General features: G+C 42.2%; 22 protein-coding genes. 14 read left to right on the forward strand and 8 right to left on the reverse strand.

Translation table 11 applies throughout. The features are described from left to right. Nucleotides 1-148: 148 nt before the first annotated feature. Nucleotides 149-364 carry a hypothetical protein gene (locus AC6I1F_RS08875; RefSeq protein ID WP_118631491.1) on the forward strand — a complete coding sequence of 72 codons (216 nt, stop codon included), beginning with the start codon at nt 149-151 and terminating at the stop codon, nt 362-364. On the opposite strand, the gene AC6I1F_RS08880 is transcribed toward AC6I1F_RS08875, so the two are convergent. Then, a complete protein-coding gene (locus AC6I1F_RS08880) occupies nt 342-875 on the reverse strand; it encodes a hypothetical protein (RefSeq protein ID WP_290448955.1) in 534 nt (177 codons plus the stop codon). The two genes, AC6I1F_RS08875 and AC6I1F_RS08880, sit on opposite strands and share 23 nt — an antisense overlap. 373 nt (nt 876-1,248) lie before the next feature. Then, nucleotides 1,249-1,983 carry a hypothetical protein gene (locus AC6I1F_RS08885; RefSeq protein ID WP_497801749.1) on the reverse strand — a complete coding sequence of 245 codons (735 nt, stop codon included), beginning with the start codon at nt 1,981-1,983 and terminating at the stop codon, nt 1,249-1,251. Between the two features lie 98 nt (nt 1,984-2,081). On the opposite strand from AC6I1F_RS08885, the gene AC6I1F_RS08890 reads away from it, so the two are divergent. Further along, entirely contained in the window at nt 2,082-2,552 is a 471-nt protein-coding gene (locus tag AC6I1F_RS08890) for a hypothetical protein (RefSeq protein WP_290149952.1), read from the forward strand. A gap of 123 nt (nt 2,553-2,675) precedes the next feature. Here the strand turns inward: AC6I1F_RS08890 and AC6I1F_RS08895 are convergent, their stop codons facing one another. Both AC6I1F_RS08895 and AC6I1F_RS08900 read right to left on the reverse strand, forming a co-directional pair. Then, nucleotides 2,676-3,017: a hypothetical protein gene (locus AC6I1F_RS08895; protein ID WP_290149954.1), complete on the reverse strand. Its 342-nt coding sequence runs from the start codon at nt 3,015-3,017 to the stop codon at nt 2,676-2,678. Between the two features lies 1 nt (nt 3,018). Beyond that, nucleotides 3,019-3,204 carry a hypothetical protein gene (locus AC6I1F_RS08900; RefSeq protein WP_160335450.1) on the reverse strand — a complete coding sequence of 62 codons (186 nt, stop codon included), beginning with the start codon at nt 3,202-3,204 and terminating at the stop codon, nt 3,019-3,021. 86 nt (nt 3,205-3,290) lie between these two features. Between AC6I1F_RS08900 and AC6I1F_RS08905 the strand changes: the two genes are divergently transcribed. Then, entirely contained in the window at nt 3,291-3,620 is a 330-nt protein-coding gene (locus AC6I1F_RS08905) for a hypothetical protein (RefSeq protein WP_160335449.1), read from the forward strand. A gap of 1,117 nt (nt 3,621-4,737) precedes the next feature. Here AC6I1F_RS08905 and AC6I1F_RS08910 read toward each other — a convergent pair. Together AC6I1F_RS08910 and AC6I1F_RS08915 are read right to left on the reverse strand one after the other, a co-directional pair. Further along, entirely contained in the window at nt 4,738-5,025 is a 288-nt protein-coding gene (locus AC6I1F_RS08910; RefSeq protein WP_290149956.1) for a helix-turn-helix transcriptional regulator, read from the reverse strand. A 13-nt stretch (nt 5,026-5,038) separates the two neighbouring features. Further along, a complete protein-coding gene (locus AC6I1F_RS08915) occupies nt 5,039-5,320 on the reverse strand; it encodes a transcriptional regulator (RefSeq protein WP_304855481.1) in 282 nt (93 codons plus the stop codon). Nucleotides 5,321-5,468: 148 nt separating this feature from the next. On the opposite strand from AC6I1F_RS08915, the gene AC6I1F_RS08920 reads away from it, so the two are divergent. Beyond that, entirely contained in the window at nt 5,469-6,161 is a 693-nt protein-coding gene (locus AC6I1F_RS08920) for a S24 family peptidase (protein WP_288319315.1), read from the forward strand. A 9-nt stretch (nt 6,162-6,170) separates the two neighbouring features. Here the strand turns inward: AC6I1F_RS08920 and AC6I1F_RS08925 are convergent, their stop codons facing one another. After that, nucleotides 6,171-6,473, reverse strand: coding sequence for a hypothetical protein (locus tag AC6I1F_RS08925; RefSeq protein WP_288319314.1), 303 nt, complete (start codon nt 6,471-6,473; stop codon nt 6,171-6,173). A gap of 197 nt (nt 6,474-6,670) precedes the next feature. Here AC6I1F_RS08925 and AC6I1F_RS08930 point away from each other — a divergent pair, with 197 nt between their 5' ends. The 10 genes from AC6I1F_RS08930 to AC6I1F_RS08975 are packed head-to-tail and all read left to right on the forward strand — an operon-like array spanning nt 6,671 to nt 14,703. Next, a complete protein-coding gene (locus AC6I1F_RS08930) occupies nt 6,671-7,954 on the forward strand; it encodes a hypothetical protein (RefSeq protein WP_497801750.1) in 1,284 nt (427 codons plus the stop codon). Beyond that, entirely contained in the window at nt 7,951-8,718 is a 768-nt protein-coding gene (locus tag AC6I1F_RS08935; RefSeq protein WP_497801751.1) for an ATP-binding protein, read from the forward strand. The genes AC6I1F_RS08930 and AC6I1F_RS08935 overlap by 4 nt, the downstream gene beginning before the upstream one ends. Further along, complete coding sequence (locus AC6I1F_RS08940; RefSeq protein WP_497801752.1) at nt 8,715-10,043, forward strand: hypothetical protein; 1,329 nt, start codon at nt 8,715-8,717, stop codon at nt 10,041-10,043. Before AC6I1F_RS08935 ends, AC6I1F_RS08940 begins: the two co-directional genes overlap by 4 nt. Then, nucleotides 10,031-10,318, forward strand: coding sequence for a hypothetical protein (locus AC6I1F_RS08945; protein ID WP_289164138.1), 288 nt, complete (start codon nt 10,031-10,033; stop codon nt 10,316-10,318). The genes AC6I1F_RS08940 and AC6I1F_RS08945 overlap by 13 nt, the downstream gene beginning before the upstream one ends. Next, on the forward strand, nt 10,315-10,941 hold the full coding sequence (locus AC6I1F_RS08950) for a hypothetical protein (protein ID WP_160335440.1): 627 nt from the start codon (nt 10,315-10,317) through the stop codon (nt 10,939-10,941). Before AC6I1F_RS08945 ends, AC6I1F_RS08950 begins: the two co-directional genes overlap by 4 nt. A gap of 24 nt (nt 10,942-10,965) precedes the next feature. Continuing rightward, nucleotides 10,966-11,832, forward strand: a complete 867-nt coding sequence (locus AC6I1F_RS08955; protein WP_160335439.1) for a ParA family protein — start codon at nt 10,966-10,968, stop codon at nt 11,830-11,832. Next, a complete protein-coding gene (locus tag AC6I1F_RS08960; protein WP_160335438.1) occupies nt 11,829-12,998 on the forward strand; it encodes a ParB/RepB/Spo0J family partition protein in 1,170 nt (389 codons plus the stop codon). The genes AC6I1F_RS08955 and AC6I1F_RS08960 overlap by 4 nt, the downstream gene beginning before the upstream one ends. 46 nt (nt 12,999-13,044) lie before the next feature. Next, nucleotides 13,045-13,611 carry a plasmid mobilization relaxosome protein MobC gene (locus tag AC6I1F_RS08965; protein ID WP_160335437.1) on the forward strand — a complete coding sequence of 189 codons (567 nt, stop codon included), beginning with the start codon at nt 13,045-13,047 and terminating at the stop codon, nt 13,609-13,611. Further along, the gene (locus tag AC6I1F_RS08970) at nt 13,608-14,018 is read left to right on the forward strand and encodes a hypothetical protein (protein ID WP_160335436.1); all 411 of its coding nucleotides are present in this window, start codon (nt 13,608-13,610) and stop codon (nt 14,016-14,018) included. Before AC6I1F_RS08965 ends, AC6I1F_RS08970 begins: the two co-directional genes overlap by 4 nt. Next, the gene (locus tag AC6I1F_RS08975) at nt 14,011-14,703 is read left to right on the forward strand and encodes a nucleotidyl transferase AbiEii/AbiGii toxin family protein (protein WP_237178761.1); all 693 of its coding nucleotides are present in this window, start codon (nt 14,011-14,013) and stop codon (nt 14,701-14,703) included. Before AC6I1F_RS08970 ends, AC6I1F_RS08975 begins: the two co-directional genes overlap by 8 nt. Nucleotides 14,704-14,774: 71 nt before the next feature. On the opposite strand, the gene AC6I1F_RS08980 is transcribed toward AC6I1F_RS08975, so the two are convergent. Further along, nucleotides 14,775-16,766 (reverse strand): restriction endonuclease subunit S, encoded by a 1,992-nt coding sequence (locus AC6I1F_RS08980; RefSeq protein ID WP_497801753.1) that lies wholly within the window; start codon nt 16,764-16,766, stop codon nt 14,775-14,777. Between the last annotated feature and the right edge of the window lie 31 nt (nt 16,767-16,797).

Here is a 16,797-nt window from a genome sequence, read left to right on the forward strand (position 1 = left end):
TGTTATTTCTCTAACTCTTTGATATACATGGTGTTTTTGGTGCTCCTAAAGAGGGGTAGAATGATTGGTGAGCAGTGCAATATTTTTGCCAAAATCAACACTGCTCACTGATAAATTACTTAACCTTAACCTCTTTAGGAGCATAAAAATGAACGAAACGACATTTACGTACAACGAACTGAAAATCTTAGCCCTCATGGCTGCATTGATGGTTTCTGGTAAGGTAAAAGTTACAGTTCCAGAACTCATGCAAGGGTATGAAAAGGATCGCGAAAACGTTGCAGTGCTTGATCGAGAACTTTCCGGAGCAGTCCAAGTCTTAAAGTTGTACATGTCTTCTCTCAAACTAGATCAAAACGCATAAAGCCGAGCAATTGATTGTTCATATGGGCGACAATTCCTGTCTTGGTGGCCTCCGAATTACTCAGAAAGCGCTGAATAATCTTCGAAAATTGTTGCCCTTTATCGCTTTGGCTGAATTGCTCTAACTTATTGCTAAATTTTTGAATATCCTGGGTCATTGCCAGAAGGTTGTAAAACTCCTTAACCGGATTGTTGTTTCCGCATTCTTGAGCCAAAAGCATGAGAAGTGTTTCAAATAAATCTTTGGCGGAAAGGCTCCAGAATTCTTCTTCCGGGCTCTTGTTGACAAAGAGCTTTTCAGAAATATCATTCGCAAGGGCCACTCTTTTAGCTTCGCTCTGGTCATCGCCGCAACAAGAAAAGTAGTAAAGGAGCATGCCGGAAGCCGCAAGCTTGTTTTTGCAGCCTGCAATAATTTTTTTTTGCTTCAAAAGCTCTGACTCACGAGAATCGTCCGTAATGACCTTGTTTACAGCTTGTCTAAAAGCTTTTTCAAATTTCTGTTGTTTCATTTTTTCTCCTTCATTGTGCCGAGTTGACTTTCCAGATGCTCCTTAAGGAAACGTTCTGTCAGTTCCAAAGCATTTTCGGCGACACCTTGTATTCGCTGATTGTTTACGATTGCCGGAAGAACTTTCATGGCAGCGTACGTTTGAGAACTCGGAGTGAGGACCCAAGCGGTAAATGAAAAGATAATGAAAAGATGCCAAGTAACAGAGCGAAAAGCAAAAGTCCGACGGAACTGCTTTCAACGGCAATTACTATTAACAAGAGACAAAACAGACTCGTTAACATTAAGCCCAGCGATATTTTGTCCATTGCGCCGATCCAAAAAATATCTGAAGCTGTGATTTCAATCATGCTCATTCCTTCTAATTAGACGCTCTACCAATGCACGCGAGTCCAATTTTTCCCGTTGATAAAAACGTCGATAGCGCGTCTGGATTGGTATTTCTGCCAAACAACTTCTTCATAGACCTTCACAGGTCGATAACAAGTTGTCGTGTAGGAGCTGTCCCCGGAATCTTCTTGGCATGTATAGGGCTCGTAAGCGATGCCTTGATAGCCCCGTACGCATGCTTTTGTTCCGCCCCAATAACCGGGCGAATCCTCTGTCGCTTTGAACCAGTGCTCACCGCCCCAGTTATAGGAAGAGTGACCGTGCGTTAAAAATTTCCTATTTCCACGAGTCGTCTTGAACTTCTTAGCATCGTTTAAGTTCCCCTCAGTTAAGAACCCTTGAGGAGCATCCTCCATGCCTTGCAAAGAGCATGGATCAAAGCCGTCACTAAGCTGCTTGGCATAATTGCCATCGCCAGCCATCGGGCAGGACGGAAATTTGCAGGGATGTCTCCAGGAGAGGCAGTCAAAAAGCTTGTCAATCGGAGGTCTGCATTCCGAAACCGCACGAGGACCGTTCGGATTAGCCAGGCATAAAAGCACTTCACAGCCCCAGCGATCATCCCCGCTCAAAAGATCAATTTTTGGCATTCCCGGAATCGACGAGTAATCCGTCAGGTCTTCAGCCAACGCATGGAAGCCGTATGCAAACAGCGCAGAACTGACAACAGCTGCACTCAAAAGTGTTTTAAGTTTTGGGATTTGATGGATTGTTTTCATTATTGAGTCCTCAAAACGCGATAGGTAGTGGTCTCCGAGGGGAAGAATAGAATTTAGTTTGCACACTTAAATTACTAATCAACCCTCGGAGGAGAAAAATGAGTGAACTCTCAACCGTTATTTCTGTCGGTGGTATTGCTGCATTGGTTACACTATTTTTTAATAGTTTTAAAGGCGGATATGAAATTCGCAGAAATATGTTTAGAGTCTCTGCAATGGCTGATAAAAATATCGGAAAATGGCACCGAAAAGTTCTTTTATCCATGTCAGCCAAAGACGAACAGGTCATTGTGCTGTCCATTACAAGTATCTCAGGAAGGTTCCTTTCAAACACCGGTGAAATTGTCAAGCGGATAGAACTGAATAAAACTCTCATAACTCATTCTCCTGCTTGGCAATTTGTAGTGGATTACCTACCCGATAGGTGGGAAACCCAAAAAGTGGGCCGGATAGATGTTTTTGTTCAAGCTGAAACCAGCATGAACTTTCGCTGTTATTTTTCTTTGCAGGAGTTTCAGTTGTCAGAGGTTCACAAGGTTCTTTCAGAGCTAAAACAACAAGAGCAATAAAGCAGATAAGAGCCCATGCTTTTAAAAATGATTCGATTAGATAGTCTCTTCCTATCGACCATAAGAAGAAAGCTATGGCTAGTGGCGCAAAAGCTCCGAGCAAGTAATAAAGACATTCCATCTTTAGCCTCCCATACCTATCGCAGCTTTAAGAAACAGCGCTCTATTAAGATTGCAGCCGTCATTGTGTAAATAAGCACACGAAGGCGCTGGCGAAAGAATTGCTTTAAAGAGAAAGTAGGCTCCAACGCTTTGTAGCAGGAATGTGGTGACAACCAGCAACTTTAAAAATTCTTTCTTGACCCTTTCCGCATTTTCTGATTGCAAAAGAAAAAAACAATAGAAAGTTTCAAATACTGAGAGCAACAAAAAACACAAAACAAAGAAGAACAAAATGTCAGGAATAATAGAGTTGACATAGGGAATAACCATGTCTCCTATCGGATAATTGAAAGTTTTCATCACATCAGCTCCCGTAACTCTCCAGCCCTACAAATCCGCAGCAGCCAATGAGGACAAACATAATGCCGATCAGCATTAGTCCCGGTGCAGTGAAGGACACTGGGTCTCCATCGTTTTGGAACAAAAACAGAGGCGCAATAGTCAGGCAGCACAGGCCGAGAATGATGAAGAAAAACAGTTCAGGCATCATCCGATCCTCCTGGCTAAGACCTCCGCGGTACTGGGTAGAATTTGACTATCCCTAAAAAAATCCCAACCCAATACGCGGAGTAAAAAATGAAAGTTGATTCCGTCGATAAATTTATGTTCTGGTCGTCTGCCAGCCTTATCGCGCTGATTGTTTGTTGGTATAAAGAACCCAAAATGACTGATTTCTTGTGCACTGCAATGTCTATGTTTTGCGCTTTGTTTTCGGCGATGACTGTTGCTGAAATGAGGAATGAAAAAAGTCAGACCGAGCAAAAGAGTTCTAAACCGGATTCGAACACTTCGAAGAGAATGAATACAAGGGCGCAAAGAAGGAGCATTAGCAGAAAATATAGAATAAATTCTATGTCTGTCCATTCTCGAAATCTGCGTGAAAAAAATGGTCGCAGAAAACCATAGGAATAAGCAAATAAAGCGAATAGCAATGTCGCCTCTATTATTAGAGGGACATAATCTTTTATCGTAAAGTACACTAGGCACGGTATCGTTCCCTGAAACAGCGAGACGATCCAAGCTATATTCTTCTTTAGTAGAACGGATAGAGAGACGGCTATCGTAATTGACGCTAATCCTACTAATGTCATTCTCTCGTCTTCCCCTGGCTGAGGCCTCCGCAGTACTGGGTAGAATTTGAAAATCCAATAAAAAATCCCAACCCAATACGCGGAGGAAAAGTTGATAAAGAAAACACTGTTGTACAGACCGGAAAGAGCTAATCGTGCGGATTATTTGTTTTTGATTTGGTTTGGAGTTGCTACTCTCATTGTTTATGGGCCAATTTTTTTTGGCCTCATCGCCCTCAGTCAAGATAAGGCAATTGCTTTTTTTAATGCGGTAATGGTAATAGCCACAGTCACTTACTCGTTCGTGGCAATATTGCAATACCGTACATCCCACGACTGCTATCAGCCAGTTATAGAACCCACATTTGTAATCACAAGAGAGTTTTGCTGTCTGAGCCTTAGAATCGTTAGAGCATCTGCTCCTTTTGTTCTGTATTCCGTGAGAACTGAACCTTTCGGATTGTTCGAGTCCGATTCGAAGCGAGAAAGGATTCTTTACAGGAATATCCCTTTTATTCTGGATGACGCTAAGGAAATTAGTCATAGCATCCTCCTGCCGCCTTTAAAAAGGAACATTGAAACTGAAGGAGTGATAAGGATTTCCATCTATACATCCTTGAGGAAGTCACCGTATGTCTTGTACGTAGTTCCTGTTTATGAAGCGGTTGAGCAAATGAAGAAAATGGTCTGACAGATGACTCAGAGGTTGGTTGTCTTTCTGCAATACCTATATACATTCCGGTTACATAAAAATTCAGAAGAGCCAAGAGAAAAGCTGCAATAACCCGTTTGTCATCATCCCATTTAACTTTATAGAAAGCGGCGTAGACCAGGAATCCAATGTTGAAAATCCATAAACTCGCAATTATCAGCGCCAAATGACTTTCAAAAAAGTTCGCCAATATTTCAAAGAAGTTCGTCATTTTTTATCGGGGGAGTGAGTTTTTATTTTTTTAAGCTGCCCCTATCTGATTGAATTGTTCCGATTGTTGTTCAGACTGCGGAGCGATTTCACGCAAATGACTCAGCAGAACTTCCGGCTCGACTCCCCTTTGTTCCGCTGCTTTACGCAAAATCCAATCATTGACCTCAAGCTCAAACCAAGCCACCCACCGAGATGAATACTTGATTGGTTTGGGAAAGCTTGTTTCAGTTTTGATTAAACGGTTGAACGTGGAGAGAGAAATCCCCAGACGATCTGCAACCTGTTCTGCTCTGAGCTGCGTATATACATTAGGCATTTTTTCTGCGCTCCTACCGCTTCATAAAAAGGGTTTCAAGGTTTTCATCCCTTTTTCTCATGTTTTTACTTTCTCGAAAAAAGGACCAATCAAAGTCTGGACGAAGGTCTTCACACTGAAGAAGTCGATTCGTTGACTTCTCAAAATGAAGACACTGCTCAATAGGAATACACCTGCGTCCGCAAATGTAGGAATTAATAGTTCCTTTAGTTACTTCCAACTGAGAAGCAACAAAACCTCTTGGATCAGGGATACCTAACTTCTTCAAAAATTCACAATAAGCCTTAAGGTCCATAACTTCATCTCTGCATTCATGTACAAGATTTTATCAATAATTTGTACATATAACAAATGAATTTTTACCTAAAGTACAAATTTGAATTGTACATATTTAGACAAGCAAATTTGTACTGTCTGCTATACCTATGGCATAGGAGACCAAAATGCCTGACGTTTATGAAACTCGCAGACAGAACTTACTGTCACTTGTCAATATCTATGGTTCAGTAGCAAAACTTAATGAGGTATTAGGAAGGAAACGTTATGACGGCACATTGCATCAAATAAAAAACAGGACCAAAACCCCGAGTTCTTCAAGAGAGAGGACCATGGGAGCTGAAATTGCGCGAAATATAGAAATAAAACTACACCTTCCTCCAGGTTGGATGGATGTCTCTCACCTCGGCAGCGAAGAGACGGAGTTGAAAAGTTCAGATTCATACCTGAAATCAACAATCAACAGAATCAAATCTTACGGCATAAGCGATAACCCTCCTTCGAGTGTTTTGAATCATATATTCGAAGGAGAAATGAAATTGAGTGACTTTTTCATTAAATCTGTTTTAAACCCGACTTCAGAAGAAAATCTGAGATTTATTCCAATAACTGATAACTCATTGAAGTCGATTGTAAAAGAGGGAGATGCTTTGATCGTAGATTTTGGCGTTAATGACTTTAAGAAGGATGGAGTCTATTTAATTAAAATCGGAGGAAAGGAGATGATCAGATTCATCTCCATCAACTATGAGGGAGGTTACATCATTAGAACAGATGATTATTCGCAGACGTTGTCCGACATTTCTAAAATAAAAATTCTTGCCCAGGGTATTTATGTCTGTTCCGGTACGAGAATTTAAAGTTTCGGACTAACGGTGTAGTAGACGGTTCTTTCTGCACTGTTCAATCTGTTTAACGAGCGGACTCCTCAGGGCCCGCTTTTGATCGAATGTAATAACACCTTCTTGCTGCAATTTTGACAACTTTGCCATTAAGCTATGTAAGTACGAAGAATTGCAGTCTTCTTTTTTGATTTCAAGTTTTTCAACAACCTTGGAAATCTCGGCATAGCTCAATGTCGAAGCATCTTGGTAGAGATCAAGGGTACCAGCATTCGCCTCGCAGCAAAGACTAAATAAACATAAAACAATAAAACGGTTCGTATTACTCATAATTTATTCCTTTGATCCCATATCTCTAATTTTACACCAAATAAAATTTTGTTTGTACAAACTGTACAAATTAAGTTTGTACGAGTATGATTTGTACATCGTAGACAAATTTTGCTTCATCACATTATGAATTCTATTCATACAGAAACAAAAAAATCTCGAAACACAAATTCTTCGCTTAAAGGCTAGTGATTGATATGAGAACAGGTTATCGGACAAACGACATATACGGAATCACACAAGAAGAATTTTTATTCGATTTCATGCCATTACCTTTACTTCATAGAGGAATTTTGTTTTCCTTGCGGTGTGGGTATTTCATAAAAAATGGAGCATTAGACGCGCTCGATATTGCAGGCTTATGTCCAACCATAGACATAGAACACAAAAAAGCATTGCAAGCAGTTTTAAATAAGTTTTTCTACTTCGACAATGGGTTGTGGAAAAAAGATGAATACGAACAACTTCTCGCTTCAAGAAAAGCGCGGGAAGAGCAAGAAAAAATAATTTCCAAAAAAAGAGCATCGGCTGGCAGAGCTGGCGCAAATAATCGTTGGAAAGAAAAAACGCCTAAAGAGCACTTACCTATCTTAGAAAGCACTAAAAATACTATGGCAAATGCAACACAAAACAATAGCATTTCCATAGCAAATGATACAAACTTAGATAGCAATTGCATAACAAGTTCAATTCATAGCAATGTCAATTGCATAGAAAATATTATTCAATCAGATAACAATTACATTTCAAATGCCAATGGAGGGGATGGCAAATGCTTAATTAATTCGGAAGAATATATTGCATTAAATTCGCCCAATTCCGTTGTTAAACCCAATATTCACGGGGATTCTGAGGATTTGACCGAAACCGCCGATGAAACCGCCGTCCCTGCTCCTCACGCGAGCGCACACACATATGCACGCGCGTCCGATTCTGATTCGGATAATTTTATTAATAAAAAAAATATTAAAAATAAATCGGTATCGGAATCCGTATCGGATAAACAAGTTGAACAACTTTTCGCGCAAGAAAATCGGGAATGTTCGGTAGATGAATTTCTATCGATTTTGAAGTATTTCGGTCTGGACGAAAAAAATCTGAAAGGCTGGATGAGACGAAAAGCGGAGAATCAGCAGGCGATTGACGATCTCGTTCGGGACTTTAAAAACTTTGATTTAGAAACTTTTCAGGCTGTTTTCTCTCGCTGTCAGGCAGCCAAGGACAAGGAAAACAAACCGCTCAGCTCAGCAATCGCCTTTGTTGTGAAATCTCTCCAGAGAGAATCCGCCGCACTGAGAAACCGAAGCAAACCCACAGCACCAAAGAAATTCGCCGAGCGCGATTATTACGCCGGCGTGGTCAGACTTCCGGACGGAACGCTTCGAGCCGCACCCAAACAAGGGCCGCAGCGTGATTACACGAAGGGCTTGATCCAACTGCCTGATGGAACCTGGAAGATCGATCCGAATTACAAAAAATGAGAATCAAGGTAGTCATGAACAACTTCACCCCAAGAGAAAAAATCGACGAAAGCCGCTACATAGCAAAATGCTGTGAAAAGCACGGATGGTTTGCATCAATGCTTCGCAACGAAGGTCTAATCGGCGGGGGCATCGTTTTATCGGCTGAATGTCCTGTTTGCCGAGAAGAAAGCCGCATCCGGAAAATTTTTGGCGAGAGTCAAATTCCTCGTCGTTTCGCTGAAAGAAATTTCGAGAATTACGTAGTGGCTGCGGCCAATCAGAAACTTGCGCTCGAATCCTGTCAAAACTTTGCAGATAATTTCACCAATTCTCTGGCAGATGGGCGTGGACTTCTGTTGATCGGCACATGCGGGACAGGAAAAACTCATTTGGCGTGTGCCACTCTTTCTCAAGTCATTCGAGCCGGGCATTCCGGATTTTTCACCTCTGTGGACAAACTGTTGTGCAAAATCAAATCAACTTGGGCGGGAACAGGAACGACCCAGGAAGAAATGATTAGACGATTCACCGCAGTCGATCTGCTCGTTCTTGACGAAATCGGAGCTTACCGAAGTGCTTCCTCCAGGGATCGGGATTTACTTTTTGAGGTGATCAACAACCGATACGAGTCATTGCGTCCGACGATTTTTGTCTCAAACCTGAACCTCACAGGTGCAGATTCAATCGAGGAATATCTGGAAGAACGGTCGTTTGATCGTGTCTGTGAATCTTCTCAGATTGTTGTGTTCAATTGGCCGAGTTTTCGGAGGAAATCCCTGTGAACTCAAAAAATCTTAAAAAAATACCGGAACAAAACAACCGTCCCGGCATCGCACAACGCTATTGCTTAATCAAAAGCAAAAGCGCCGCTGCTCCAATGATCGCAAAGGAAATTGAGCCTTCAAAGTTGACAACAAAGTCAGCATTGACGGATAATTCCCTCAACACGATAAGGAGCAGAAGTAGTCGTATTTTCTTGAGAGTTTGCACGACTAATCTCCTTATTAATCAGGGGCTCTTCCCGCACCGGCAAGTGCGGGTTGAGTCCCGTGTTTTTCATCCCTCCAGAAATTTAGAAGTTCTCATTTCTGGCGGGGCCTATGCTTCAAAAAGAAGCAATTCCAATAAAGAGATCGCGGGGAATTCTACCCGTCTTTTGCAAAGAAAAATGCCGGAACAAAACAACCGTCCCGGCATCGCACAACGCTATTGCTTAATCAAAAGCAAAAGCGCCGCTGCTCCAATGATCGCAAAGGAAATTGAGCCTTCAAAGTTGACAACAAAGTCAGCATTGACGGATAATTCCCTCAACACGATAAGGAGCAGAAGTAGTCGTGTTGTTTTGAGTGTTGGCACGACAAATCTCCTTATTAATCAGGGACTCTTCCCGCACCGGCAAGTGCGGGTTGAGTCCCGTGTTTTTCTTCCCTCCAGAAATTTAGAAGTTCTCATTTCTGGCGGGGCCTATGCTTCAGAAAGAAGCAATTCCAATAAAGAGATTGCGGGGAATTCTACCCGTCTTTTGCAAAGAAAAATGCCGGAACAAAACAACCGTCCCGGCATCGCACAACGCTATTGCTTAATCAAAAGCAATAGCGCCGCTGCTCCAATGATCGCAAAGGAAATTGAGCCTTCAAAGTTGACAACAAAGTCAGCATTGACGGATAATTCCCTCAACACGATAAGGAGCAGAAGTAGTCGTGTAGTTTCACGTGCTCGCACGACAAATCTCCTTATTAATCAGGGACTCTTTCCACACCGGCCAGTGTGGTTTGAGTCCCGTGTTTTTCTTCCCTCCAGAAATTTAGAAGTTCTCATTTCTGGCGGGGCCTATGCTTCAGAAAGAAGCAATTCCAATAAAGAGATTGCGGGAAATTCTACCTTCGGCTCGACTGTTATCAGCAGTTGGACCGTTGCCGTTTTACGGGGCCAAAATAAACACCCGTACCGCCTTTCATTCTTAAAAAGAAATCCCCGGCGAGAATCCTTTACCGGCAACGATCCAATCTGTTTTAAGCAAGCAAGGAAATCACTTGAAGATAGGCAGGTGCCGATTATTCTGCTCTGCGATTCTATCCGATTTCAGGAGGCGATATGTCTCGTTTAAACCTCGCTCACCATCGGGTAAAAATCGATTGGGCAAGGGTATCTGAAAATGATCTCAGTTCTTTGCCGCAGCCTTATGAACTTGTTTCAGTCGCCGTTAAATCCGACAGTGACGTCGGTTTCAAAACAACCAAAGGTTACTGGAATTGGACATTTTTTGATGATGTCTGCTTCACTATTGACTGCCTAACCCATAAAGGATTTTCCGAATATGCCTCGCGCAATGTGGTTGCGTGGGAGCCTCTTGAAACAACATCCACAGGAGAAAACGAATGATTGAAGTTGATCTCGAATCAAAATTTCATCCGCAGCTTTTAGAGATCATCCAAAGCGCTCTAAAGAATCACGCAGACCTGGACTCCATTCTGAGAGCCGCTTATGAGAGTCGCAATGCGAACGACATTGTTTTTGCGATCTCTGCCGAACAGAGTGTGACCAACAAACAATTAGCAATTGTCGCAGGCAGAGAACACCTTCGGGAGACACGCCAGTACGAGCCCGGAGTTTGGAACGATTGGCCGGACGTTATTCCACCTCGTCTGAACACAGAACCATTCATAGACGGAAAACCTCTGGAATGTGACTACTGGCTGCTTAGGTTGAAAAACGGTCGCTTTGTGACAGGCAAACTGACGAGTCAAAAAAATTGGATTCAAATTCCCGAGTTCATGATTCAGGCGTTTCGAGAGTTTTCTCCTCCCCCTAGTGAGCAATGGCTTGAAAGCCAAACGGAACCAGCTTCTGACGATTGGAACGCTTTTCCTCGATTCAAACCGGAAACTGAAGAAACATTCGAAGTTCTGCTGTCTGACGGCAGACAAAGAGCTGTTACTTGGCACAGCACTCATATCTGGACCTTTTATGCAAAAGAAATCGTTGCGTTTAAAAAAATCAAATAACTGTTCAATGTTCAAGGAGCAAAAATGAAAATCTTATCTGTAATCAATGAAAAAGGCGGTGTCGGTAAAACGTTTGTCACAACGCAGCTTGGGTATTTTTGTCGATACAAACTGGGAAATCGTGTTCTCGTGGTCGATCTGGATCAACAGAACAACACCGGAGAAATCCTGTCTCAATCGGGCCTATGCTCACTGAACCCCGCCTCCAGCGGTCAAATTTTGCGTGACGGTGAATCAATTTCAACTGATTCTGAATTCCTAGTGGTTCCAGGCGATGACACTCTGTTGGAGTTGGAAAGTCTCAATGAAGAAGCACGAGTTGCGATGAACCTTAACAACGCGCTTGAAACCGTTGCAGACAACTTTGATCTGTGCATTATCGACTGCCCGCCGAGCGCTGATGTGCGTCAGCTGGCGGCCCTTTCGGTGTCAACTAATTATTTAATCCCATTCCAGGCAAAAGCAGAAAGCATCAGTGGTGTTGACAAAACCATGACACGAGCCTCCATTATTTCTCAGGAGATCAACACTGAACTGGAGCTTGTCGGTTTGCTTCTCTCCATGGTCAAAATGCAGGGCATCCAGAAAGAAAATTTTGAACAAATTATGAAGAGCACGGGGAATCTTCTCCTAAAGAAATTCGACCCAAGAACGAAGGAAGAGAAGGATTTCTGCTTCATTCCAGAGCGCAGCGAGTTCACAGCCGCGCAGCAGTTTCACCGACCTGTTTTTTTCTCCGAAGGCGGGAAACCGAGAAAAGAAGCGGCGGAACTGGCAAGAGTATGGATTTCACTTGTTCACAAACTAGGCCTTCCGATTCATAAACCGTTACGAATTGGACAGAACCCGGAAACTAAAAAATTGTTTGAGATAAAGGGAGAAAATGAATGAATTTAGAAGCGTTAAAACGAAACAGTTCAAATTTCACTCACCGAGTAGTGAACTCAGAACTGACGATTCAGGAAATTGAACTCAAAAAAATCATTCCTGACCCAAACCAGCCGAGAAAGGAGTTCGATCCTGAGCAGCTGTCAGAGCTTGCAGAAAGCATCAAAGAGCACGGTTTGATTCAGCCGATCGTGCTCAGAAAAATCACCGCTGACCAATACGTCGTCATTGCCGGGGAACGGCGGTTAAGAGCAGTTTCGCTCAACGGCTCAAACACGATCAAAGCAATCGTTAAGAACAATACCGACGAAAAAGAACTTGGCTATTTGCAGGTAGCAGAAAACCTTAAACGAGCGGACCTGAACGTCAATGAATTAGCTGAATTTGTGTGCGGCAGAATCGAATTAGGCGAGTCCCAAACATATATTGCTAAAAACTTAGGGATAAGAAAAGAACAGATTTCAAAGTTGGCTGCTTGGGCAGAAATGCCTCCCTGTATTAGAGAAGCTGTAAGTTCTAAAAAAATTAACAGCATCCAGACGGCATATCTCCTATTTAAGAATTTTCTGACACATCCCGAGGAAACTCAGCAGTTCATTGAATCAAAGGAAACCATCACTCAATCGGACGCAAACAGCTTTGATCCAAGCCGCAAGCCGGCTGAGGAAGAGTCTCCTGTCGAAGAAATACAGGAGCAAAGGCAAGAAGAACAAGGAGCCATAGAAGAGTCTTCTCTGGAGACCGAAGAGACCACGAAAACAGAAACCGGGTCCGATACCGACATTGATTTTGAAGATGACTCTGAGACAGAGAGCAAGGTTGAAGCGGATCCTCAGGATGATAACAACGCTGATGATAGTTCTGAAGTTGGTTCTGACGACGAGGCTTTTAACGATGAAGAAAAGACCACAGAGACTGAACCGCTTGAGAATTTCGGGTCAGAAGAATTTTCAAACGATGTGGAAAAGGCCACAGATGATTTTTTGGAAGCAAATGAACCGAACTTGCTTTTCAAAAAACCCCTTATCCTTTGCTTGGTTGAGGGGCGCGAATGTGAACTTTTATATAAGAGGAAATCTTCTTTTGGAGTCTTCGTGAAATGGGACGACGGTGTTGAAGAAGAAATTCCTGCGGAAGATGTTCAAATCAACAGAATCATTGAAGCTTAATGATTTGGGCGGCAATTAGCCGCCCTTTTAAAACCGAAGAGTACGCATGAGAGAACGAAAAGAATCTGTTTCCTGTTGGGTGTCCCAAAAGGAAAAACTCCGACTGAAGGAGTTAGCCTTTTCAAAGGGAATGTCACTGAGTGCCTATGTCAAATTCGTTTTAGAGGGACCGCTTAAGGAGGATTGGAGTCCGAAGCTGACAGTTTTGGATGAAATCGAGGAGAAGACGCGTCCGATCAAAATCTGCACAACTGAAAGCGAAGCAGAGGCTTTGAAGAGAGTCTCTTTGCAGCGAGGCCAGAACGTTCAAACCGTTGTCATAGCAGCCATCAGAGAATTTTTGCTGAGCAAACCGCAGATTGATGAGAAGACAAAAAAGCAGATAGTTGACAGCACTTTGGCGATTAACAAAGTCGGAACAAATCTGAACCAAGTTGCCAGAGTTCTGAACGCTCAGAACAAAGGCGGTTCAATCACTTCCGAAGTAATCGAAACCGCCGTGAGCTCAGTCAACGGAGTAAACAGAAAGGTTCTCAATCACATGAAATTTATTGAAACCCTTCTGAAGGAACATTATTATCGATCCAAGATCGACGAGCGAGAAAAATCATGAAATACATCACTGGCATTCACGCATTGAATTTAAGGTGTAGTTTAGAGACTTGCGGAGACTGGCACCAACCGGGAATCCAGTGGAAAAACTTAACGATTAGAGAGTCGGAAGATTCGGTTTTCGGAGATTACGGCATTGAGGACAACAGCCTCGTGCCGGATCATCCGGGTACGCACAAGGTAGCAAACCACATTAGAGCATTACTCGATCTTGTCTCAGAAGGCAACTTTGGTTATGCCCAGGGCATGAACAAAGACTTCATTTGCAACGATATATACACTGAAGAAGTTTTTTCTAAATTACTGTTGCTGAAAAAATCTCATATATGGGAAAAAATTAAAGATTTCATAGGCAAAGAATATGGTGTTTCGTGGCTGAGGTTTTTAAAGGAGCATGAAAATGAATAATGAAACCGATAAATGGCAGTTACTTCACGGAAGGTTTATTCATAGTTTTCTTTTGCTTCTTAACAAGCAAACAGATCAATTTGTTTTAAAGGGAGGGACTGCTTTATCGATTTGCTATGGCTTGAATCGTTTTTCCGAAGACATCGATTTAGACGGCAGAAAGCAGGACATCAAAGAGATTGTCAGGCGTTTCTCCACACAGCACAACATTAAATTTAGAATCGCAAAAGATACGCCGACAGTGAAACGGTGTCTTATGGATTACGGGAATCCTCTGCACCCGTTAAAAATTGAAGTTTCCTACAGAAATAGAGACCTCGATATTAGCGAAGCGGCGAAGGACTGGACGAAAATTAACGGGATCAACGTTTACACAATCGATGCACTTGCAAGAATGAAGGCAATGGCCTATCAAGGCCGTGACAAAATTCGTGATTTATATGACCTGTCGTTCATCTGCAATAACTATTACGAGAAGCTGTCTTATCCAACCAGAGCAACGATCCGAGACACATTATCCTATAAAGGGATAGAACAGTTTGATTACCTTGTGGCAACTCAGAACGATCCTTTAATCGACAAAGATAAATTAGCAGATGGTTTTCTGAAGATGCACGAAAAATTAGGACTTCTCATGGATCAGTTTCCAGAAAAGAAAAAACAAGATAATGAACGCTCCCGGTGAGGCAGAAAACGTATTTTTAACGTTGACCCAGCCGAACCTTAGCTTACGACTTGTGGCCAACGCAGCTTCTTTTATTCTCCGATTGTTTGTTTTGCGGCTGTTCTTTTCTTATCAAAATCCTTCAAATTTGCGACAGTTAAATATGCCTCCAGCTTCGCCACTCGTTCTGTCTCCAATTCCTTCACGAGAGTGTCAATAAACTCAAAATCAATTTTCCCATTGGCTGTTATTGGAAGTGTTACTTTGCTATTGATAAAGACTTCATTAACATGGCGCACCAAAACAGATAACAATTTAGGTTTCAGTTTATTTAGTACAGTAGTAAAAAAGAGAATGGATGACCTTGTCAGTTCAATTTTTGGAACGATATGTCTGACAAATTGCCCGGCATACCATGGTCTTTCACGATAAAAAAAATCCATTTGAAGCAGCCCTAAACTCCATCCTCCGGCTTTATTTATATTTGACTGGTTAACAAACCCTGTCTTTCTTAATATCCCTTGGTTATTGGAAGTACGGGTTACATAATCATACGCATCTCCATCGGTTAGCTCGTCTGAATCGAAACTTGTGGTTTTTTGTATATCAAACAAATCTCCTAATTTAAACTCGCTCCATTTAACATGTTCCAGTTTCATGTTAAGAGGGGTGAGTTTTCTCAAAGAATCATCCTCTCTGGCCTGATGCTTGAGTAGGGTAGAAACCTCCCAAGCTAAATAGTCCGCGACGGTCTTTTTGAAATCTTCGAGAGTAGGTTTTGTGTCGATCGGGGCGGTTTGGTTCCAGTCAGCTCCGTTGGTAGGGTCGATGGTTCCCTCGTAGTATTCTTTCTTTGTCAGAAGCTTTAACTTACTTTCTCCAAAGCGAACAAGCTGTACGACTTCTTCATATCTTTCTTTAGCATGATTGGTATCCCTAAGATTTACACTTGCCTTTTTACGGCTTGTTCGAGTGTACCCGTCATTTGAAAAATCAATAAACTTAACCTTATCATCAGGATGATGCGTTTCATTGACGCGGAAAACATAGACGTAAGTCTGGACGCTGGATTTGCCTATAAAAAGGTCATCGGGCATCTTAATGCTCGCCAGCAGTGTATGTTTTTCTAAAATTCTGCGATTGTAATCAGCCGCTTTCCCGGACCCTGCCGAACCCTGAATAATGATTGCAGCGTAACCTTTTGTCATCATTCCAAGAGCTTTCTCAACAAAAATCATTCCGTTTCCATCAGCAGAGTACGGAGGATTAAGAATAAAAGCAGTTGCCGGAAAGTCTTCTTGAGTTCTTCCAAAACCGTATTTGCCATCAAAATCATTTAATGAATCTTTATTGATGATGTTGGAGCTGCCGTCTCCAATAAGAATCATGTTCAAAATGGCAAGCATGTAGACACTCGGAAGCACTTCCAAACCAAGGAGCTGTTCCGCTTTGATTTGTACCTCTTTTGCTGCCAGTGCTTGAGGTGATTTGATATTGTTTTTGGCATCAATCAGCATCTCATTCATCGCTGCCACAAGAAGACCGGCAGAGCCGGTAGCAAAATCCCAAACATAGGAATTTCTGTCAACTCGGGCTAATTTTGCCAAAAGCTTCGCAACATAAGAAGGAGTCAGAACAACATCATTAAGCTTGTCCTGTGAGAAACCAAGCCAGCTGTACATTTCATTGAATAATTTGCCGGTAAAGTCAGTTGTCAAACCGATTTTGTAATAACGGCCCAGATCGTCAACAATCTTATTAAATACTCTTTTAAGCTGAGTTTCACCGGCAGTCACTTTGTTCAGGTTGTCGCTAGTAAGCGTGTTCTGAAGGGTTCTGATGATGAGGTCTCTTTTACTGCTTGGTAAAGATTTCTCTTTCAGAAATGATCGAATCTTTCTAAGAATAATCTCCCCGTCAGTGTTTTCAGGTTCTTGAGAACACTTCAAATCATCTTTTTCAAGAGGTTTGACCTTGCCTGGAACTCCCAGAGTTGCAATGATAGATGAGGCAACAAGATAAACTCGGTCATCTTCACTCAACCCTTTTTCATTTTGGTAAATATCATTGTTTAACTTGGTCAAGCTGGCCTGAATTTCTTGTTCTTTTAGTTCC

The organism is Parasutterella sp. St.1A3, assembly GCF_059728705.1.